15 protein-coding genes and 1 pseudogene are annotated in these 21,204 nt (G+C 71.7%); 8 read left to right on the top strand and 8 right to left on the bottom strand.

Going from position 1 to position 21,204, the window contains the following annotated elements:
- Positions 1-923: 923 nt before the first annotated feature.
- Positions 924-1,484 (top strand): annotated as a pseudogene (locus ACZ7LT_RS33550) (sigma factor-like helix-turn-helix DNA-binding protein); the annotation flags it as partial.
- A gap of 87 nt (positions 1,485-1,571) precedes the next feature.
- Here the strand turns inward: ACZ7LT_RS33550 and ACZ7LT_RS33545 are convergent.
- From ACZ7LT_RS33545 to ACZ7LT_RS33515, 7 genes are all read right to left on the bottom strand, one after another.
- On the bottom strand, positions 1,572-4,088 hold the full coding sequence (locus ACZ7LT_RS33545) for a sugar phosphate nucleotidyltransferase (protein WP_471239878.1): 2,517 nt from the start codon (positions 4,086-4,088) through the stop codon (positions 1,572-1,574).
- A gap of 107 nt (positions 4,089-4,195) precedes the next feature.
- The gene (locus ACZ7LT_RS33540) at positions 4,196-4,552 is read right to left on the bottom strand and encodes an STAS domain-containing protein (protein ID WP_471239877.1); all 357 of its coding nucleotides are present in this window, start codon (positions 4,550-4,552) and stop codon (positions 4,196-4,198) included.
- Positions 4,553-4,556: 4 nt separating this feature from the next.
- Positions 4,557-6,554, bottom strand: coding sequence for an AGE family epimerase/isomerase (locus ACZ7LT_RS33535; protein WP_471239876.1), 1,998 nt, complete (start codon positions 6,552-6,554; stop codon positions 4,557-4,559).
- 99 nt (positions 6,555-6,653) lie between these two features.
- Complete coding sequence (locus ACZ7LT_RS33530) at positions 6,654-7,283, bottom strand: DJ-1/PfpI family protein (RefSeq protein ID WP_471239875.1); 630 nt, start codon at positions 7,281-7,283, stop codon at positions 6,654-6,656.
- Between the two features lie 136 nt (positions 7,284-7,419).
- The gene (locus tag ACZ7LT_RS33525) at positions 7,420-7,986 is read right to left on the bottom strand and encodes a nuclear transport factor 2 family protein (RefSeq protein WP_471239874.1); all 567 of its coding nucleotides are present in this window, start codon (positions 7,984-7,986) and stop codon (positions 7,420-7,422) included.
- 48 nt (positions 7,987-8,034) lie between these two features.
- Positions 8,035-9,642, bottom strand: coding sequence for a thiamine pyrophosphate-binding protein (locus ACZ7LT_RS33520; RefSeq protein ID WP_471239873.1), 1,608 nt, complete (start codon positions 9,640-9,642; stop codon positions 8,035-8,037).
- Positions 9,643-9,722: 80 nt separating this feature from the next.
- A complete protein-coding gene (locus ACZ7LT_RS33515) occupies positions 9,723-10,550 on the bottom strand; it encodes a type 1 glutamine amidotransferase domain-containing protein (RefSeq protein WP_471239872.1) in 828 nt (275 codons plus the stop codon).
- A 693-nt stretch (positions 10,551-11,243) separates the two neighbouring features.
- On the opposite strand from ACZ7LT_RS33515, the gene ACZ7LT_RS33510 reads away from it, so the two are divergent.
- The 5 genes from ACZ7LT_RS33510 (at position 11,244) to ACZ7LT_RS33490 (ending at position 18,138) form a co-directional block, all read left to right on the top strand.
- Positions 11,244-12,389, top strand: a complete 1,146-nt coding sequence (locus ACZ7LT_RS33510; protein ID WP_471239871.1) for an acyltransferase family protein — start codon at positions 11,244-11,246, stop codon at positions 12,387-12,389.
- An 88-nt stretch (positions 12,390-12,477) separates the two neighbouring features.
- On the top strand, positions 12,478-14,445 hold the full coding sequence (locus tag ACZ7LT_RS33505) for a maltotransferase domain-containing protein (RefSeq protein WP_471239870.1): 1,968 nt from the start codon (positions 12,478-12,480) through the stop codon (positions 14,443-14,445).
- Positions 14,442-16,190: a maltose alpha-D-glucosyltransferase gene (treS, locus tag ACZ7LT_RS33500; protein ID WP_471239869.1), complete on the top strand. Its 1,749-nt coding sequence runs from the start codon at positions 14,442-14,444 to the stop codon at positions 16,188-16,190. The genes ACZ7LT_RS33505 and treS overlap by 4 nt, the downstream gene beginning before the upstream one ends.
- Complete coding sequence (locus ACZ7LT_RS33495) at positions 16,187-17,485, top strand: maltokinase N-terminal cap-like domain-containing protein (RefSeq protein WP_471239868.1); 1,299 nt, start codon at positions 16,187-16,189, stop codon at positions 17,483-17,485. Before treS ends, ACZ7LT_RS33495 begins: the two co-directional genes overlap by 4 nt.
- Positions 17,482-18,138 (top strand): DsbA family oxidoreductase, encoded by a 657-nt coding sequence (locus ACZ7LT_RS33490; protein ID WP_471239867.1) that lies wholly within the window; start codon positions 17,482-17,484, stop codon positions 18,136-18,138. The genes ACZ7LT_RS33495 and ACZ7LT_RS33490 overlap by 4 nt, the downstream gene beginning before the upstream one ends.
- On the opposite strand, the gene ACZ7LT_RS33485 is transcribed toward ACZ7LT_RS33490, so the two are convergent.
- Positions 18,089-18,574: a MarR family winged helix-turn-helix transcriptional regulator gene (locus ACZ7LT_RS33485; RefSeq protein WP_471239866.1), complete on the bottom strand. Its 486-nt coding sequence runs from the start codon at positions 18,572-18,574 to the stop codon at positions 18,089-18,091. The two genes, ACZ7LT_RS33490 and ACZ7LT_RS33485, sit on opposite strands and share 50 nt — an antisense overlap.
- Positions 18,575-18,752: 178 nt before the next feature.
- Here ACZ7LT_RS33485 and galU point away from each other — a divergent pair, with 178 nt between their 5' ends.
- Positions 18,753-19,676 (top strand): UTP--glucose-1-phosphate uridylyltransferase GalU, encoded by a 924-nt coding sequence (gene galU, locus ACZ7LT_RS33480; protein ID WP_471239865.1) that lies wholly within the window; start codon positions 18,753-18,755, stop codon positions 19,674-19,676.
- 313 nt (positions 19,677-19,989) lie between these two features.
- Complete coding sequence (locus ACZ7LT_RS33475; RefSeq protein ID WP_471239864.1) at positions 19,990-21,081, top strand: ParB/RepB/Spo0J family partition protein; 1,092 nt, start codon at positions 19,990-19,992, stop codon at positions 21,079-21,081.
- The last annotated feature ends 123 nt before the right edge of the window (positions 21,082-21,204 follow it).

Here is a 21,204-nt window from a genome sequence, read left to right as displayed (position 1 = left end):
GGGCACGGGCTACTCTCCGGCGGTCGGCGTCGGTCCAGAAGTAGACGGCGCGGCCGGGCTCGGTGATGTTGGGGTGGGCGGCGAACCAGTTCTGGATGGAGGTGTCCGACGGCGGTGTCTCCCCGGGGTAGAGCTTGAGGAGGCGTGCGCGTACGTCCGCCACGGTGAGACCTTCCTGGCCTGATTCGCGGACCCAGTCGCAGACCTCGGTCCGGCGGGGATGGCGCCGGTCCGTCTTGGCTGGCTTGGCCAGGTTGACTGCTGCTCGGCGGGTGAGCTCCTCGACGCCATCGATGAGGGCGGCGATGTCTGCTTGCCCCACCGTGGGTTCTGCGGGGCCGCTGCCTTTGGAGTACTGCTGGCCGCGCTTGATGTAGTGGTCCAGCGACGGCAGGGGCGTCATGGTGCCGCTGGTGGTGGTCCGTGGCCGCGGGGAGGGCTTGTCGTCGGGGCTGTTCGGCTGGCTGACTGAGGCGGGCAGGCCGAGCGCGTCGAGGAGCCACTCGATGCACTGGGGGTCGGTCCAGCGGGTGGAGTAGCCGAATGCGCCGGCGTCCTTTTGGGCGTCCCGCTCGAGGTCGGGGCGGATGGCCCAGCGCTGGACGGCCAGCTGCTCAATCACGCGGGCGGGGGTTCCGTCGGGGTACTCGTCGTCGTCGAAAGCGAAGAACACCTTCGCCTTCTCCGGTCCCCGGCCGCTCTTGGAGCGGGCTTCGTCCAGGATGAGGAAGGCACCGTTGCCGGGGAGCTTGGACAGATCCACCCGCTGGTAGTAGTCGGGAAAGACGAATTGTCCTTCCTGCTTCTTGGGGAAGCGGCCGCCGATGACCGTGTCGTACTGAGACATGACCTCGCCGCCGCCGGTGTTGGGGCCGGTGCCTCGCTGGGCGGCGTCGACGTAGTCGACTGCGGCCTTGCGGCCCTTCTTGATGCCCCGGAAGTCGATGACGCCGGCCGAACGCGTGGCGTTCATCCTCCACGACGTCTTCCGCTACCCCTTCGCCGAAGTCGCCGAGATCCTCGCCCGCACCCCGGCGGCCTGCCGTCAGCTGGCGTCCTCGGCCCGCCGGCGCATCCGCGCCACCCACACGCCCGCCACCCTCGCGGCTCCGGCAGGCGGGCAGGCCCGTCTGGTACGGGATTTCAAGGAGGCGTGGGAGGCCAGGGACATCGAGGCCCTCGTGGGTCTGCTCGACCCCGACGCCACGATGAGCGCTGACGGCGGCGGCCTGGTCGGCACCGTCCTGCGCCCTCTCGAGGGCAGCACACGTATCGCCCAGTATCTGATCCACATCGCCGACAAGGCCCCCGGGCTGACGCTGCTTCAGCGGACGGTCAACGGCCGGCCCGGCCTGGTCGCCCGGCACACCGGCATCACCGTGACGGTGGCCGCCTTCGACCTCGCCCACGACCGCATCACCCGTATCTGGGCCGTGCGCAACCCGGAGAAACTTGGCGCGTGGACCGAGCCCGGACCGCTCTGATCCGCCGCCACGCCGCAGGCAAAGGGGGCCGCCCCCGCCGGCGAGGCCGCCGGCGGGGGCGCCGTGAGATGCGGGGCGGGGCGGGGGTCAGGGGGCGGTGTGGGTGACGGTGTGGTGCCAGTGGTCCAGGAGGGCGTCGGTGGTGGCCGGGTCGGGGCCTTCGGCCCACAGGCGGGTGGTGGCGGTGGCGGAGTCGGGCAGGACCAGGGTCCAGCTGCCGTCGTCCTCGATGACGCGCACACCGTCGGTGGTGTCGATGGCACGCTCTCCGGCGTGTTCGACCACCGAGCGCATGACCAGGCCCTTGTCCTGCCAGGCGGTGGGGATCTCGCGGTGGCGGACGTGGGTGCGCGGGAGACGGGCGACCAGTTCGCTCACCGGGCGGGGATGGTGGCGCAGGAGATGGGTCAGACGCACGAACGCGGCGACGGCGTCGGGGTGCAGGGAGAAGGCGGGCAGGACGAAACGGCCGTGGCCGTCGGCGGTGAGGATGGTGCCGGCGTGGGTGGCGGCCCGGGTGAGTTCACCGGGCGTGGTGGGGATACGGCGGATCTGGCCCAGGTGGGCGGCGGCGCAGCGTTCGGCGGCGCGGGTGGCGGTGACGGGCAGGGCGACCAGCCCGCCGCCGTAGTGGGCGGTGGCCAGGTCGGTCATCAGCAGCAGGGTCTGCTCGTCGCTCAACGGCCGGCCGCGTTCGTCGACCAGATGGATACGTTCGGCGGCCGCGTCGATCCGTATGCCGAACGCGGCGCGCTGGGCGGTGACCAGGGCACCCAGGCGGTGCAGGGCGGCCAGCTCCTGATCGGGGCTGGGAGCCGGGGCGCCGGCGGGCGCCTCAAGGGTGTTGTTGACACACAGCGCGTCGATGTCGAGATGCCCCAGGACGGCGGGCAGGGTCAGCGCGGCCGACCCGTGCGCGGTGTCGAGGACCACCCGCATCCGCGGCCGTAACCCCGCACCCACACCCGCACTGGTGGGGGTGTTCAGGCGGGTGGTGAGCTGGTGGGCGTAGGTGTCCAGGGCAAGCGGGGTGGTGTCCAGCGCGCCGATCTCGCCGGCCAGTACGCGGCGGTATTCGCGGCGGTTGAAGACGCGCTGCAGGGTGCGTATGCGGGCGGGCGCCAGTTCGGTGCCGGTGGCGTCGAGGAAGCGGATGTCGACACCGGCCGGGTCGGCGGGGGTGGTGGTGACCAGGATCGCGCCGTCGTGGGCTTCGGCGGTGTGGGCACGGGCCAGCGGCAGCGGCACATGGCCCAGGTCGCGGACGGTGACGCCGGAGGCGCGCAGGGCCGCGGTCATGGCGGGCAGCAGGACCTGCCCGCCGTGGCCCAGGTCGCGGGCGAGCGCGAGGCGCGCCCCGCGGCGCAGCAGCGTGGCGTAGGCGCCGGCGAGCCGCACGGCCAGATCGACGGTGATCTCACTGCCCAGCGTGCCGCTGACCCCGCTCGGGGTGAACAGCGTCTTCGTACCGCGCGATTCCCAGATCAGGCTGTCGGTGACGGTGGTGTGCGCCTCGATCGTCTTGCCGGGGTAGACCAGGACGTCGTCGGTGAGGGCGGAGTCCTCCTCCATCACACAGCTGGGCCCCAGCACCGACCCCTCGGCCAGACGGGCCTCGGCACGCAGCGTCGCACCGCGCCCCACCACACACCCGCGCAGCTGGCTGCGCGGGCCGGCGTAGGCGTGGGGGTGGATGACGGCACGCTCCAGGACGGCGCCGGTGTCGATGACGGCGTGCCGGCCGACCACCGAATGGGCCAGGCGGCTGCCCGGACCGATCTGGGCGTGCGCGCCGATGTGCAGCGGCGCCTCGAGCACGGCCGACGCATCCACGCTCGCGGTCGGATCGACATGAATACCGGGCGCCACCTCCACCCCCTCCCGCTCCACCCCCACCCGGCCCTCCAGCACATCCGTCTGGGCCTTGAGGTAGGCGGCGTGGGTGCCCACGTCCTCCCAGTAGCCCTCGGCGACGTACCCGTAGATCCCGCCGCCCTGGGCCAGCAGGCGGGGAAAGACGTCCGAGGACCAGTCGCACGGCTCACCCTCGGGCACCAGGTCGAGAACCTCCGGCTCCATCACGTAGATACCGGTGTTGACGGTGTCGGAGAACACCTGCCCCCACGTCGGCTTCTCCAGGAAACGCTCCACCCGCCCGTCCTCGGCGGTGATCGTGATACCGAACTCCAGCGGGTCGGGCACCCGGGTCAGACAGACGGTCACCAGCGCCTTCTTCTGCCGGTGGAAACGGATCAGAGCCGACAGGTCGATGTCGGTCAGCGCGTCACCGGAGATCACCAGGAACGGCTCACCACCCAGCTCAGCGCCCGCGTTCTTCACACTGCCCGCCGTGCCCAGCGGCTCCTCCTCCTTGGCGTAGCTGAGCTCCATGCCCAGCTCACTCCCGTCCCCGAACTGCTCCTGGATCCGGGCGGCCAGATACTGCACGGTCACCACGGTCTGCCTCAGGCCGTGGCGGCGCAGCAGCCGCAGCACGTGCTCCATGATCGGGCGGTCCGCCACCGGCAGCAGCGGCTTGGGCAGATCCGAGGTCATCGGGCGCAGCCGGGTGCCCTCGCCCCCGGCCATCACGACAGCCTTCATGTGCGGTGATCCCTCCGTTGACGACGCGTCGAAGACGCCGATAGGTCGGTGCGTAGAACGAACGTGCAGATACGGGCAGGTACGTGCAGATACGTGCGGGTGGTGCCTCAGGCGGCGAGCGGGCTTGCCGGTCCCGCCGGGGTTGTGGGCGGGGTTTCGGTGACGAGGGTGACGGCCCGGTCGAAACCGCCGGCCGCAAGCACGCGGCGGATGTCCTCGCCCGCGCCGTCCAGGACGATCTCCGCACCCCGCGGCAGCTGCTGCTGGGCGAAGGCCAGACAGCGGATCGCCGCGGCCGAGACGGAGACCAGATCCGCCATCTTCAGCACCAGCCGGCTCGGCGGGCGCGTCAGCGCCTGCTCGATCAGCCGGCGCAGCGCCGGGACCTGCTGGTCGGTGAGGTGCCCCGACAGGTACACGGTGGCGGCCGAGCCGGTGAAACCGAGATACGCCTCGAAAGTCATACGGTCAACTCCTCGTCCATGCAGGGGTGTTCGCCTCATACGCCGCCCGCCCGCCACTCGTCCTACGCGCCCCGGCCGTGGCGGGCACGGCGCTGGTGGGGGTGAGGCGGACCTTGACGGTGACCCGGTGGGCCGTGTCGGGCAGGGTGACGGTCAGCGCGTCGGGGTCGAAGGCGTGGTAGGGGGCGCCGTCGATCAGGACGTGCTCCAGGCGGATACGGCCGGGCGGCAGCAGGTCGGGGGCCACCCGCAGCAGCCGGCCGGGAAAATCGGCGTCGGGGTGCGGCTTGAACCACAGATCGACGCTCTCGCCGCGCAGCAGCAGCCGGGTGTAGACCTCGGCGAGGTAACACAGCTCGGCCTTGTGATACATGGCCATGGCGTGGCTGCCTTTGAGGCGTTCGTTGCCGAAGAGGAAGGGGATGCCCTGGGCCAGGACGGTGAAGTGGACCGAGCCTTCGTCGTGGTCGAGGAAGAAGGCGTTGTAGAAGGCGGAGGCCTCCTGCGCGTGCCGCAGCCACTCCCGCCCACCACCACCAGCCCCACCACCGGCCGCCGCACCGCCGGCCGCCGCACCGCCGGCCGCCGCACGGCCGGTGCCCGGGCTGCTCCCGGGAGCGGGCGGGGTGCGGTCGGTGCCGGCGAGGATGAGGTAGGCGAGGATGGCCTGTTCCTGCTGCCACCAGGTTTTGCGGTCGTGCCAGGCGAAGTCGTGCCGGCCGCCGGTCGGCTCGCGCTGCAGCACGTCGTACCAGCCGCCGCGCTGTCCGTCGCGTCCGTGCGCGGGCAGGGTCTTGGCCAGGGTGCGGGCCAGCTGCGCGTATTCGCGTTTGGGCAGGGCGCTGTGCATCCGGGTCAGGTTCCAGGCGATCTTCAGGTTGTGTCCGACCACGGCCCGGTTCTGCTGCCAGCCCCAGGTGTGGTCGGGGGTCCAGTCGGCGTGGAAGCGTTCGTTGACGAACGGCCCGGCGCCCGGGGTCCGGTCGGGCATGTGGGTGACGATCATGTCGAAGGTGTGCTCGAGCATGCGCCGGTAGCGTTCCTCGCCGGTGGCCAGGTACAGGTTGATCAGGTAGGCGGGGGCGTGGTCGCCGACCGAGTTCCAGTTCTTGCGGGAGTGGTTGGGGCCGAGCGAGTCGTGGTGGGGGCTGAGGGTGACCGGATCGATGTGGGAGTAGTAGCCGCCCAGGCGCGGATCGCGGAAATGCTCCTCGAACAGGCGGACCGTGCCGTCGATGTCGGCCTTGATCACCGGGTCGCCGGTGATGCGGTACGTCTGGGCCAGGCCGACCAGCGCGTAGATCTGCTCGTAGGCGGGGATCGCGCGGTAGTCGTCGCCGAACTCCGAGGCGAACAGCTTGCGTTCGGTCGTGGGCCCCACGTCGATGCCGTGGTACCAGTACACCAGCCCCGCGGCCTCGTCGAAGAACCGCATGTGGTCATGCAGGTAGCGGGCACCGCGTTCGGCGACGTCCAGGAAGTCTTCGTTGCCGGTGAGCATGTACGCCGACGCCATCCCGTACACCATCCGCGAGAGGGTGTCGGTCTCCTGGACACTGCTTTGGCTCTTGTGCCCGCCGGGGCGGATCTCGGTGCGGTAGTCGGCGAAGTCGACCGGGCCGTCGCCGAACTGGCAGCGCCGCTGGAAGCGGGCCAGTTCGGTGAGCTGACTGGTCCACCAGCCCGGCTCGTCGAACCGGAACGGCACCTCGCCCTCGCCGGTGAACACCAGCTTGTCCGCCTGGAACCGCAAACCGGCCGGCTCCGGGTAGACCGGCCCGTAGCAGAACACCAGCGCACCGGGCCGCAGATACCGCTCCAGCTGCCCGGTGACGTCCCGGTAGGGCTCGCCGAGATTACGCAGCAGCTGCGCGCAGGTCGTCTCGGTCAGGTGGATGGCAGTCGCCCGGCCGTCCAGCGTGGTCAGGGTGAACCGGCTGCCGCGGTGCTCGGTGACGTACCCGCAGGTCAGCTCCGAGAAGGTGAAGGTGACCTCAGCCACCGCACACCCCCCGCCCGGCGCGGAGACGATTCTGCACCCCGGCCCCGGCCCCGGCCCCGTCCGCGACCGTGATGAGGCCGGTGGTGGGGGTGTGGGGGGTCATGCGGCGGCTCCGGTGGCGTGGCCGGTGCCGGTGGGCTGGGTGAGGCGTTCGATGACGGTGCGGGCCAGCAGGTGGCAGTGGTCGGCGGTGCGGGAGGTGATCAGGTCGCGGTCGACGACGAGGTCCTGGTTGAGGTAGACGGCGCCCATGTTGCGTACGTCGGCGGCGAGGTTGTTGTGGCAGGCGACCGGCCGGTCGCGGATGAGTTCGGGAGCGGCGGAGAGCAGTTGCAGGCCGTGGCAGGAGAAGGCCTTGATGAGGCTGGGGATACGGAAGGCGCGCCGGAGCAGTTCCAGGGCGGGCGGGACCTGGTCGACGTCCTCGCTGAACCGCAGCCGGTCGGCGACCATGCCGGAGGGCACGATCAGCGCGGAGTACTGGAGCAGTTCGTGGTAGTCGAGGGCTTCCAGGTCGCCGTCGACCTGGAGGGACCCTTGGTGCTCGTGGCCGGTGAAGGTGAGCTGCGGCTGCCCCCACAGCCGGGTCAGCAGCCGTGGATGGGCGCCTTCCTCGGCGAACCGCCGCTGGTAGTAGGCGATTTCTTCCTCGACGAAGTCGCTCTCCAGAAGGATGCCGATCTGCTTTCCGGCGAGCCGTCCGGTGGGCAGTGGTTGCACGTGTCCCATGTGGGTTCCCGAGTCGAGAGGGCTGATGAAACAGAAAAGCGGAGTGGGAGCGGGGCCTTGGGGGAGAGGGGAAGGGGCCGGCCTCAGGTGTACGCGGTGGGGGCAGCGGCCCCCGGGCGGAGGGGCAGCGGGGTGGTCACAGCGGGGCGGAGCCGGGCAGCGGCGTGAGGGAGTCGACCCGGTAGGTCAGGATCTTCCAGGTCCCCTCGGGGCCCGGGGTGAGCGTCCAGGTCTGGGCCGCGTCGAAACCGAGCCACTGGCTGGTGGGGGCCGGCGCCATCCAGCGCCGGGTCTGCCAGCGCACCTGAACCCGCACCCGCACCAGATCCCCGCCCGCCACCGGGCCGGCCTGCGCGCCCGGGGTGGTGTCCGGGTGCGGGGGCGGGTCGATGTGGACGGCGGTGACCTCGTGGATCTCGTCGAAGAAGAGGTGGGTGACGGTCTCGTACCAGAGGCAGAAGCCTTCGATCCCTTCGATCGTGCCCTCGGGGAACTGCATCACCAGCCCCTGCGGTGCCAGCATCCTCAGCAGGTCGGCCACGTCGTCGTGCCGGTCCAGGGCCGCGTACCAGTCGCGTACGAGGGTGTGCACGGCGGCCTCGTCGACCCCCGCCCCCGCCCCCGCCGCCGCGGCCTGGTCTGCGGGGGGTGCGGGCGGGGCGGTAGGAGTCGTGCGGGGCGCGGGTATGGCGGGCGCGGGCATGGCGGAGATCTCCTGGGACGTGAGGCGGGGGTGCGGCTTGAGGGGTGATCAGGCGGTGATGAGGTCGATGAGGTAGGGGCCGTCGTGGGTGAGCATCCGGGTGACGGCGGCTTCGATCTGGCCGGGGTGTTCCACCCGCATGCCCTCCACGCCCAGCGCGCCGGCGAGTTCGGCGAAGCGGATGTCGGGGCGGGAGAGGTCGAAGGCGTCGGGGTAGGCGTGGCGGGGGATGCTGCGGGCGCGCCAGTACTCCTCGATGTTGAGGTCGAGCAGTTTGTAGCGGCGGTTGTTGCAGATGACGAACTTGGCGCCGATGCCGTAGCGGGCCGCGGTCCACAGCGCCTGGATCGTGTACATCGAGCCGCCGTCGCCGCTGAAGCCGACGACGTCGGCGCCGGGGCGGGCGAGTTTGATGCCCAGCGCGCCGGGGATCCCGACGCCGAGGGACCCGCCGCGGGTCTGGAAGTAGGTGCCCGCGACGCGCGGCGGGAGCTGCGCGGTCAGTGCGGGGGAGGCGGTCAGTGCCTCGTCGAACACGGTCAGGCCGGCCGGCGCCCTGGCGGCGAGCTCGGCCGCGAAGGCGCCCATCATCCCCCCCGCCCCGCAACCGGACCCGGACCCGTCCGCGGGGCCGCTGGCACGGGTGGCGGGGGTGGTGTGGTGGGTGAGTTCGTCGGCCAGGGCTTTGAGGGTGAGGCGGGGGTCGGCCGCCAGCGGCAGGTCGACGGGGAAGTTCTTGGCGATCTCGTACGGGTCGGCGTCGATGTGCACGGTCCGTACGTCCTGCGGGAAGGGGCTGGTGCGGTGGGGGAACACTTCGGGGAACAGGTAGGTGCCCACGATCAGGACGCTGTCGGCGCCGGCGACGGCGCGGGCGCTGTCGGTGCCGGACATGTGGGGGAGGTTCCCGGCGAACAGGGGGTGGGTGGTGTCGAAGTTGACCTCGGAGGAGTTCACCCCCCACACCCGGGCCCCCAGCAGTTCGGCGACGGCCGCCACCTCGGCCTGGGCGCCGCTGGTGGCGATGCCGTCGCCGATGAGGATCAGGCGCCGTTCGCCCTCCAGCAGGAGTGTGGCGGCCCGGCGGATCTGTTCGGTCTCGGGCCGGGTGGGCCAGGCGGGGACGGTGGTGGGCAGGGCCGCCTCGCGGGTGTCCTGTTCCATGATGTCGGCGGGCAGGACGACGGCGACCGGCCCGCGCGGCGGGGTCATGGCGATCTTCACGGCGCGCCGCAGGACGCGCAGCAGGGATGCGGGATCGACGACGCGGGTGGCGTACTTGGTCACCGGCCGCGCCATGGTGACCAGGTCGCAGGCCATCTGGGCGTCCATCGCGTCGTAGGCGAGACCCGCCTCGCCGACCAGCGCCACCAGCGGTGAGCCGCCGCGCAGCGCCTGGTAGAGCATGCCGATGCCGTTGCCCAGGCCGACCCCGGAGTGCAGCTGGATGACGGCCGGGCGCTGTGCGGCGCGGGCGTAGCCGTCGGCCATGGCCAAAGCGACGCTCTCGTGCAGGGCCAGCACATAGGTCAGCGGTGAGGCGTCGGCGAGGTCGAGGAAACCCTGCTCGACGGTTCCCGGGTTGCCGAACATGTGGGTGATGCCGTCGGCGGCGAGCTGCTCGAACAGCGCGCTGTTGCCGGGCCTGGCGGACATGCTCCTCCTTCACACGAAGACCCCACCCCTGCCCCCGGGCAAAAGGGGGGGCGGGGGAGTGGGGCGGCCGCGGCCGGTGGCTACCAGCCGTAGCGGGTGAGGCCGCTTTCCAGGACCTCGACCAGCAGCTCGCCCGCGGGGGCGGAGTCGGGGGTGGAACGGGCGGTGACGAACGGGAAGTCGACGATCACCGAGGTCTCCTTGCCGACGTTGCCGTGGAAGGCCCCCTCGGGGCCGGTGGCGTCGCGCAGGATGTACTCCAGCGGATACGGCGGCGGGCCCATGTTGAACTCGACGCCGACGAAGCCGGTGCCGTCCTTGTAGTCGTACTCCTTGGGATGACCGGTGACATGCTTGCCCCACAGCAGGCTGGTGCGCTGGTCCCAGTCACGGGCGAAAGCGAGCGCGGCGATCCCGTAGCACTCGGCCAGGATCGGCTTCCCGGCGGTCACGAACGCACAGATCACCTCGTGCAGACGCTCGTTGTTGGCCAGGTCCACCAGCGGGCCGCTGCCACCGACCAGGACCAGCGCGTCGAAGGCACCCAGCAGCTCGGCGGTGGCGGCCGACAGCGCGCGGTGGTAGTCCTCCAGCTCCCGCAGATGGTTCAGGGCGCTGTAGTACGGCCGCTCGGGGACCATCTCCGCCAGGCTCAGCGGATGGTCCAGCCGGCTGGAGTCGTCCAGGGTCCTCGCCCGGCGGGCCATGTCCCGGGACGTGACGGTACGGCCCAGCGGCGGGTCGATGTACTCGGAGTCCAGACTCGGCGGCAGCGCCTGGGGCCGCTTGCCGAACGGGGTGATGAACGTGGTGCGGTATCCGCGGGCGTCGAACACCTCGAGGGGCCCTACGAGTTCTTCGCCCCAGTAGCCGTATTCGGACAGCACCACCAGGATGCGCTTGGACACGATGCCTCCCTAGCCGTGCGATGAGCCGTGCCGATGAGTCGTTGCCATGAGCCGTACCGACCGCCGATCCATGCCGCGCTCCGTACCTGCTCCGTACCGTGTTCCGTACCGGCCCGGGCGCGCCGGCACCTCACACCCGGCGGCCGTGGCGCAGCGCGTGCAACCGGTAGGTGTGGAGGTGGAGCGGGCCCGTAGGGGCCGGAGCCGGGCCGGCGCTGTGTGCCGGCGGTGAGTGGTGAGGTGACGGGAAGCGAGTCAAACCGGCCGCCCCCCGACCGGGCAACGAACACCCCCGCGTTCACCGCGACTTGGGTGACTTGCCGAAATGACCGGGCCCCGGCAAGTTGCCGAGATCGCAGCCTTAAGGCCCGCCGGGCATGACCGCGCCTGCCGTTTTCTGTTCCCCTGAAGGCCCGCTCGCCCCGCCGCCCCACCCGTAGGGCCGGCCGGCCCCGAAACCTCACCCGGCCCGCCGGCCCACCGCCGAAACGATCCACCACCCACCCCGGCCCCGGCCGGAACCCGCCCCTCCCCGCACCGCCCGAGCACACCCCACAGGCAGCCGGGGCAGCGGGGAGCAGGCAAGGGGGCTGCGGCGGGGCCTCCCGGGGGGCCGGCGCCCCTGTTCCCGCACCACCACCGGCTGTTCCCGCGCCGACGGCCCCGCCCTTTTCGGATCCGAGGAGTTGTGTCATGGCCTCCGTAGCTGACCGGCCCGTGCGGCTTGGGTCGCTGACCGGCCTGCGGTTCGTCGCGGCAGCCCTCGTGTTCGCCTTCCACGCCTCCTTCGAAGGCTTCTTCGCCGACGAGCGGATCGGGCAGTCCCTGTCGTTCGCCCTGAGCAAGGCCGGCTGGGTGGGGGTGTCGTTCTTCTTCGTCCTGAGCGGTCTGGTGATGGCCTTCTCCGCCCGCCCCGGCGACACCGCGGCCCGGTTCTGGCGCCGCCGCGCCGCCCGGATCTACCCCAGCCACCTGCTCACCACCCTCGCCGCGCTCACCCTCGCGCCGGCCTTTGGGACGGGCGCGCTCGACGCTTTTGGGATCTGGCCGCAGCTGCTGCTGGTGCAGTCCTGGTCCATACGGCCCGAGATCTACGCCGGCGCGAACCCGGTCAGCTGGTCGCTGGCCTGCGAGGCGCTGTTCTACCTCGCCTTCCCCTGGCTGTGGCGCCACCTTCGGGCCATCCCCGCCCACCGCCTGGCCGCCACCGCCACCGCCCTCGCCCTGGCCATCACCGCCCTCCCGCTCGCAGCCTCCCTGCTGCCCGCCACCCCGCCGGTCACCATGCCCGACGGCACCAGCGGCCAGTGGCAGTTCTGGCTCGTGTACGTCGCACCGCCCGTACGGGCCCTGGAGTTCGCCCTGGGCATCCTCATCGCCCGGATCGTGCGCGAAGGCCGCTGGAAGGGACCGCGCCCCCTGCCGGCCGCGCTGCTGCTTGCCGCCGCCTACCTCGCCGCCCTCCACGCCCCCTACCTCTACAGCCTGGTCGCCCTCACCCTCGTCCCGATCGCCCTGCTGACCGGCGCCGTCGCCCACGCCGACCTGACCGGCCGGCCCCTGCGCCTGGCCGGGCCCCTGTGGATCCGGCTGGGGGAGCTGTCCTTCGCGCTCTACCTCGTCCACCGCCTGGTCCTCATGTACGGGCACCAGCTCCTGGGCTCACAGGCCTACTCCACCCCGCTGGCCGTAGCCGCCGTCCTGGGCGCGTTCGCCGCGTCCCTGCTGCTGGCCCAGCTACTGCACACCGCCGTGGAACAGCCCTTCGTACGCCGCTTCGCCACCCCCCGCCCAGCCCGCCGCCCGCACGAGGGGCAACGCACCGCACCCAGCCAGTAGGCCAGCACGTCACAGGCCGGCGCAGCAGGTCTGCGCGCTCAGCAGGTCAAAGAAGTCGCAGCTTTGAGGAAATTGGGGGAGGCAGCACATGACCGGCCGTATCACCATCGACGACATCACGCCCGTGATCTCCCACGGCGCCTACCCGGCCAAGGCCACCACCGGGGAGTACCTGCCCGTCGCGGCCACCGTATGGCGCGAGGGCCACGAGGCCGTCGGCGCCACCGTCACCCTCACCGGCCCCGACGGCCGCCTGGGCCCGCCGGTGCCGATGACACCGCACGCCGGCGACCCCGACCGCTTCGAGGCCGTCCTGGTCCCCGGCGCACCCGGCCCGTACACCTTCCACATCACCGCCTACGCCGACCCGTGGGCGACCTGGTGCGCCGAGATCACCGCCCATCTGGCGGCCGGCCCCCGCACCCGCCTCGACAACGAACTGGAGTGCGGCGCCCGGCTCCTGGACCGCGCCGCCGCTCAGAGCGGCGGCCCCACCCGCGCCACCCTGCTCACCGCGGCCGCCCAGCTCCGCACGCCCACCCCCGCCCAGCCGGGGGGTCAGGCCGAGGCCGTCCGGCGGCTGCTGGGCGGGCCGGTGCCGGCGCTGATGGCCGAGTGCCCCTTGATGGACCTGGTCACCTTCTCCCCGGCGCAGGCGTTGACGGTGGAGCGGGCCCGGGCCCGCTTCGGCAGCTGGTACGAGCTGTTTCCGCGTTCCACCGGCGGCACCGACACGGCCGGCCGGCCGGTGCACGGCACCATGCGTACCGCCGCCCGCGAGCTGCCCCGGATCGCGGCCATGGGCTTCGACGTGGTCTACCTGCCGCCGATCCACCCCATCGGCCGCATCCGCCGCAAGGGCCGTAACAACGCGCTCACCGCCCAGGCGGGGGATGTCGGTTCACCCTGGGCGGTCGGCTCCGCCGACGGCGGGCACACCGCGCTCCACCCCGACCTGGGCACCCTGGACGACTTCGACGACTTCGTCGCCCACGCCGCCGCCCTCGGGATCGAGGTCGCGCTCGACCTGGCCCTGCAGTGCGCGCCGGACCATCCCTGGCTCACCACCCGGCGCCAGTGGTTCACCACCCGCCCCGACGGCACCATCGCACATGCCGCGAACCCGCCCAAGACCTACGAGGACATCCACCCGCTCAACTTCGACACCGACCCCGAGGGCCTGGCCGCCGAGATCGAGCACATCGTCCGCTTCTGGATGGGACACGGCGTGCGGGCCTTCCGCGTCGACAACCCCCACACCAAACCCGCCGCCCACTGGCAGCGCCTGATCCACGCCATCCACACCACCGACCCCGACGTCCTCTTCCTCGCCGAGGCCTTCACCCGCCCCACCGTCATGAAAGGCCTGGCCCGCTGCGGCTTCAGCCAGTCCTACACCTACTTCACCTGGTGCACCACCAAGCAGGAACTCACCGACTACGCCACCGAACTGGCCACCGACACCGCCGACTTCCTGCGCCCCAACATGTTCCCCACCACCCCCGACATCCTGCCCGCCCACCTCCACCACGCGCCCGCGGCCATGTTCGCGCTGCGCGCCACCCTCGCCGCGACCCTCTCCCCGTCCTGGGGCATCATCAGCGGCTACGAACTGGGCGAATCCACCCCCCTCACCCCCGACGGCGAGGACTACGCCGACTCCGAGAAGTACCAGCTCACCCCCCGCGACTTCACCACCCCCACCCCCCACAGCACCTACCTGACCGGCTGGATCACCCACCTCAACACCCTGCGCCGCACCCACCGCGCCCTGCAGCAGCTGCGCACCCTGCGCTTCCACCCCATCGACAACGACCACCTCATCGCCTACAGCAAGCACGACCCCGCCACCGGCGACGGCGTGCTGTGCGTGGTCACCCTCGACCCCCACCACGTCCAGCAGGGCACCCTCACCCTCACCCCCCAGCAAGCGGTGCCCGGCGGGTGGGCGGTGGAGGAGACCACCGGCGAGAAGGTCCAGCTGACCTCCCGCATCGACATCAAGATCGACCCCGCCCAGACCCCGGCCCGTATCTACACCTGGAGGAATCCGTGAGCCACAGCTCCCACCCGGACTGGTTCAAGCAGGCCGTCTTCTACGAGGTCCTCGTCCGTTCCTTCCAGGACAGCAACGGCGACGGCATCGGCGACCTCAAAGGGCTCACCTCCCGCCTGGACTACCTGCAATGGCTCGGCGTGGACTGCCTGTGGCTGCCCCCGTTCTTCGACTCACCCCTGCGCGACGGCGGCTATGACGTCGCCGACTACCGGCGCGTGCTGCCGGAGTTCGGCACCCTGGAAGACTTCACCGACCTCCTGGCCGCCGCCCACGCCCGCGGCATCCGCGTCATCACCGACATGGTCATGAACCACACCAGCGACCAGCACCCCTGGTTCAAGGCCTCCCGCACCGACCCCGAAGGCCCCTACGGCGACTTCTACGTCTGGGCCGACGACGACACCCGCTACCCCGACGCCCGGATCATCTTCGTCGACACCGAAACCTCCAACTGGACCTTCGACCCGGTGCGCAAGCAGTACTTCTGGCACCGCTTCTTCTCCCACCAGCCCGACCTCAACTACGACAACCCCGCCGTCCAGGAAGCCATGCTCGACGCCCTCAAGTTCTGGCTCGACCTCGGCGTGGACGGATTCCGCCTGGACGCCGTCCCCTACCTCTACCAGCAAGACGGCACCAACTGCGAAAACCTCCCCGCCACCCACGCCTTCCTCAAACGCGTCCGCGCCATGGTCGACGCCCACTACCCCGGCCGGGTCCTGCTCGCCGAGGCCAACCAGTGGCCCGAGGACGTCGTCGACTACTTCGGCGACTACGAAATGGGCGGAGACGAATGCCACATGGCCTTCCACTTCCCCCTCATGCCGCGCATCTTCATGGCCGTACGCAAGGAATCGAAGTTCCCCATCTCCGAAATCCTCGCCACCACCCCCAAGATCCCCTCCGGCTGCCAGTGGGGCATCTTCCTGCGCAACCACGACGAACTCACCCTCGAAATGGTCTCCGGCGAAGAACGCGACTACATGTACGACCAGTACGCCGCCGACCCCCGCATGCGCGCCAACATCGGCATCCGCCGCCGCCTGGCCCCCCTGCTGGACAACGACCGCAAACAGATCGAACTGTTCACCGCCCTGCTGCTGTCCCTGCCCGGCTCACCCGTCCTCTACTACGGCGACGAAATCGGCATGGGCGACAACATCTGGCTCGGCGACCGCGACGCGGTGCGCACCCCCATGCAGTGGACCCCCGACCGCAACGCCGGCTTCTCCACCGGCGACCCCGGCAGCCTCACCCTCCCCACCAACCTCACCCCCGTCTACGGCTACCAGGCCCTCAACGTCGAAACGCAGAAGGACAACAGCGCCTCCCTGCTCCACTGGACCCGCAACATGCTCGCCGCCCGCCGCGCCCACGACGCCTTCGGCCTGGGCACCTTCGAAGAGATACCCACCTCCAACTCCGCCGTCCTCGCCTACCTGCGCCACCACACCGGCCCTGACGGCACCTCCTCCACCGTGTTGTGCGTCAACAACCTCTCCGCCCACCCCCAGCCCGTCGAACTCGACCTGCGCGCCCACCGCGGCGTCATCCCCGTCGAACTCATGGGCCGCACCACCTTCCCCGCCATCACCACCCGCCCCTACCACCTCAGCCTCGCCGGCTACGGCTTCTACTGGTTCTGCGTCAACCCCCACCTCATCCTCGCCAACGCCCCCACAACCAGCGCGGAGACCAGCGCGGTGGCCCGCGAGGAGACCAGTGGGGTGGCCACCGGATGACCCCGCCCGCCCTGGCCTGGGGCAGCCTGGAGCACGCCCTGAAGACCTGGCTGCCCCGCCAGCGCTGGTACCCGGCCAAGAACCGGCCCCTGAGCCATGTCTCCATCGCCCACACCTGGCCCTTCACCCCCACCCCTACCGGCGACCCGGCAGGCGGCGGGGGCGCGGTGGCCGGGGTCGTGCTGGTCACCCGCGCCCACTTCGCCGACGGCCACCCCACCGAGACGTACCAGATCCCCGTCGGCATCCGCCCCGCCCCCGCCCGCCCGCCGGGCGCGGCCACCATCGCCCACCTGGACGGCACCCACATCTACGAGGCCACCGGCGACGCGGACCTCATCGGCCACCTCACCGGCCGGCCCGTGGCCACCACCCGCCCGCTGAACGCCGAACAGACCAACACCTCACTGGTCGTGGACGAGACCCACGTCCTGAAAATCTTCCGCCGCCTGCACACCGGCACCAACCCCGACCTCGAACTCCAGCGCGCCCTCGGCCCGCTGGCCGCCGCCCATACCCCCACCCTCGCCGGCGCCGTCGAAGGCGACATCGACGGCCGCCGCTTCACCTACGCCCTCATCACCCGCTACCTGCCCGCCGCCACCGACGGCTGGCAGGCCGCCCTGGCCGCCCTCGCCACCCCCCAGGCCGACTTCCGCGCCGACGCCTACGCCATGGGCACCACCACCGGCCGCATCCACACCGCCCTGGCCACCGCCTTCCCCACCCGCACCCTCGACACCCCAGGCCAAAGCACCCTGGCCGACCACCTGATGCGCCGCTACCAATCCGCCCGCGCCACCGTCCCGGCCCTCGCCCGCCACGAGCCGGCCCTGCGCCACGCCTACCAGGCCCTCACCCGCCTCAACAACCCCATCCGCCTCCAGCGCATCCACGGCGACCTCCACCTCGGCCAGTGGCTGCGCAGCGAGCGCGGGTGGCTGCTGACCGACTTCGAAGGCGAACCCGCCCAGCCCATCGACCGCCGCACCCGCCTGCACAGCACCCACGCCGACATCGCCGCCATGCTCCGCTCCTTCGACTACGCCGCCCACCACACCCCCACCCGCCCCCCGGGCGCCGCAGCCCGCTTCGCCGACAACGCCCAGCAGGCCTTCCTGGACGGCTACACCGAAACCACCGGCGACGACCCGCGCCACCAGCCCGTACTGCTGCGCGCCCACCTGCTCGACAAAGCCCTCTACGAAGCCGCCTACGAAACCACCCACCGGCCCCAACGCGCGACCATCCCGCTGGCCGCCCTGGCCCGCCTCACCGAAGGGGACACGCCATGACCGTGACCATCGGCGTCTGGTTCGACTTCATCTGCCCGTTCTCCGTGATGACCCGCCACATCATCCGCGACACCCTCGCCGCAACCGACCCCCACGTGCCCGTCCTGCACCACCCCTTCGAGATGCACCCCGACGGCATCCCCGCCACCGGCAAACGCGAATACCCCGACCAGGTGTGGGAACGCTCCGTGCTGCCCATGGCCCAGCGCCTGGGCGTCACCTTCCCGACCAGCCCCGCCCCGTTCCTGCCCGACACCGGCCCCGCGCTGCGCGGCCACCACTACGCCGCCCGCCACGGCCTGGCCGACACCTACGACGCCCGCGTCTTCGACGCCTTCTTCCAGGAACACCAGGACATCGGCGACACCGCCGTCCTCACCGACCTCGCCGCCCACATCGGCCTGGACCCGGACGAGTTCGCCGCCCACCTCACCTCAACCGCCGACCTCGCCCGCCACCGCGCCGCCCAGGAAGCCGCCCGCACCGTCTGGGGCATCCACACCGCCCCCACCGTCACCATCGGCCGCTGGCGCACCGAAGGCGTCCCCGACCCTGCCCGCCTTGCCGAAGTCCTCGCCCACGCCCGGCAGAAGGACCGCCGTCTCACTCCTCCCGCTCGAGCACGACGGCAGCCTGCTCCAGCAAGGCGATAAGCGCGTCCACCACCCCGGCCGGGAGCCGCTCCAACAGCCTGGTGTGCTGGGCCGCCACCTCCGCCTCGATCCCCGCCACCAGGCCCGCGCCCTCCTCGGTCAGCTGCACCCACGAACTGCGCCCGTCATACAGATCCGCCTCCCGCACCACATACCCCGACTCCGTCATCCGCCGCACCACCTTCGTCGTCCCGCCCGACGACAGCGCACACAGCTCCATCAGATCCGTCGGCTTCAGCCGCCGCCCCGGCCCCGACCGGCCAAGCGCCACCAGCACATCCACATCCGCACGGTTCAGCCCATGCAGCGCGGCCTGGGCGTTCACCGCCGCCTCCATCGCCGCACTCACCCGCCCCGCCAGCCCCAGCAGTTCCGCAGCCGCCCCCGCAGCCACCCGCCCCGCCCCGCTCATCACGCCGCCGCCCGTGCCGTCCACGCCCGCACCCACCCGCACACCCGCCATTCCTTGATCCGACCCCCGCCCGGCCAGCGCATTGTAGACGCGCCCCCCAGCCACCCCCCTCACTCAAAACAATTCCCGCGAGTTGCCCAAATAGATACGCCCCCACGCCAAATTCTTCCCGCGCTTCAAACCCGCCATTACCGTTTTCCTCATGAATTCCACTCCCGGCCGAATCACCAAGGCAGTTGTCCCAGTGGCTGGCCTCGGAACGCGTTTTCTCCCCGCCACCAAAGCCACCCCCAAGGAAATGCTCCCGGTGGTCGACAAGCCCGCCATCCAGTACGTCGTCGAGGAAGCCGCCGCCGCCGGCATGTCCGACGTCCTGATGGTCACCGGCCGCAACAAGCGGCCCCTGGAAGACCACTTCGACCGTAACTGGGAGCTGGAAGAGGCCCTCGCCCGCAAAGGCGACGCCGACCGCCTCGCCCGCGTGAACGCCGCCAGCGAACTGGCCGCCATCCACTACGTCCGCCAGGGCGACCCCAAGGGCCTGGGCCACGCCGTGCTGTGCGCCGCTCCCCACGTCGGCGACGAACCCTTCGCCGTCCTGCTCGGCGATGACCTCATCGACCCCCGCGACCCGCTGCTGACCACCATGGCCGACATCCGCGCCCAGCACGGCGGCAGCGTCGTCGCCCTCATGGAGGTCGACCCCTCCCAGATCCACCTCTACGGCTGCGCCGCCGTCCAGCCCACCGGCCGGCCCGGCACCGTACGCGTCACCGACCTCGTCGAGAAGCCCGAACCCGGCACTGCGCCCAGCAACCTCGCCGTCATCGGCCGCTACATCCTCGACCCCGAGATCTTCGACGTCCTGCGCACCACCGAACCCGGCCGCGGCGGCGAGATCCAGCTCACCGACGCCCTGCGCCACCTCGCCCGCACCCCCGCGCAAGGCCCCGTCCACGGCGTCGTCTTCACCGGCCGCCGCTACGACACCGGCGACCGCGCCGACTACCTGCGCGCCACCGTCCGCCTCGCCTGGGAACGCGACGACCTCGGCCCCGAATTCCGCAGCTGGCTCCGCGAATTCATCAACGACCCGGCCCGCCAGCCCCTGCGCCCGGCCGCCTGAAACACCCTGTGCAACCGGGGAAAATCCTCACTTGCCCACCGGCGCGGCCACGATTTCAGCAAGTTGCCACAATCGGCGCCGCATCCCCGCCGGGCACGCGAAAAACCCCGGCCCGTCCGTAATCTCGTCCGCGGCGCGCCCCCGGGCCCGGGCCCACGCCCCCGGCACGGGGCCCGGGCCCGCCCACGGCACCCCGGAACCCTCCACACCGGCCCCGCCCCACACCGCACGCCCCGCCCAGCCCGCCCACACTGCCCCTGCCCTGTGCCGGGGCCCCTCCACGACGACGAAAAGAACGGGGGAGCACACGCCGATGGACACCCACCTGACCCACCACCACGCCCCCCCGACACCCGCCGTCGCCGGCGACGGCGTGGTCCAGATCCCCCTCGGCCTGCTCCTGCCGGCCGACTCGCCCCGCATGAGCGGCGAAAACCTCCAGCACGCCCGCACCCTCATGGCCCTGGACGACGGCTGGCCCCCCATCCTCGTCCACCGCCCCACCATGCGCGTCATCGACGGCATGCACCGGCTGCGCGCGGCGATCCTGCGCCAACAGCCCCTGGTCGAGGTCGAGTTCTTCGACGGAACCCCCGAAGACGCCTTCGTCCGCTCCGTCACCGCCAACATCGGCCACGGCCTGCCGCTCACCCTCGCCGAACGCACCGCGGCCGCCGCCCGCATCATCATCTCCCACCCCCACTGGTCCGACCGGGCCGTCGCCGCCGCCTGCGGACTGGCCGCCAAGACCGTCGGCGCCCTGCGCCGCCGCGGCGCCCCCGACCCCGACCAGCAGCCCGGCCCGCCCGCCCGCCTCGGCCAGGACGGCCGCATCCGGCCCCTGTCCAGCGCCGAAGGCCGCCGCCTGGCCGGCCGGCTCATCACCGACACCCCCGAGGCCTCCCTGCGCGAAGTCGCCCGCCAGGCCGGGATCTCACCCGGCACCGTCCGCGACGTCCGCGCCCGCCTCGCCCGCGGCGAAGACCCCGTCCCCGCCGGCCTGCGCACCCCCGAACCCACCCCACCCACCACACCCGGCCCCACCCCAGCCGCCGGCGTGCCCGGTGCGGCGGGTATGGCCGGCGGCACCGGCAAGCCCGCCGAACCCGGCCCCGGCCGGCCCGCGAACGGCAACGCCCCACACACCCCAGCCCCGGCCCACCCCGCCGAGGGCGCCGGCCTCGAAAACCTCTTCCGCGCCCTGTGCCGCGACCCGGCACTGCGCCAGAGCGAATCAGGCCGGCTGATGCTGCGCGCACTCGAGCTTCATATGCCCGCGCAGTGGCGGCGGATCACCGGATCCGTCCCCCACCACCGCGCCGCCCTGGCCGCCGCCGCGGCCCAGGAATGCGCAAAAGCCTGGCAGGAATTCGCCGCTCACCTGCAGCGGATCCCGCTCTCCTGACAGCCAGAGAAACAAAGAAAGGAAGTTGCCATGTCGGCGGTTGATGAGGTGTCTGTTGCTGGTGGTGTGCGGGGGGTGGAGCCCGGGCCGCCGACGGTGATGACGGGCCGGCTGCGTCTGGTC

The organism is Streptomyces sp. NPDC039465 (genome assembly GCF_055639315.1).
The sequence above is the reverse complement of the archived record's forward strand: the minus strand, read 5'-3'. Positions and strand labels throughout refer to the sequence as shown.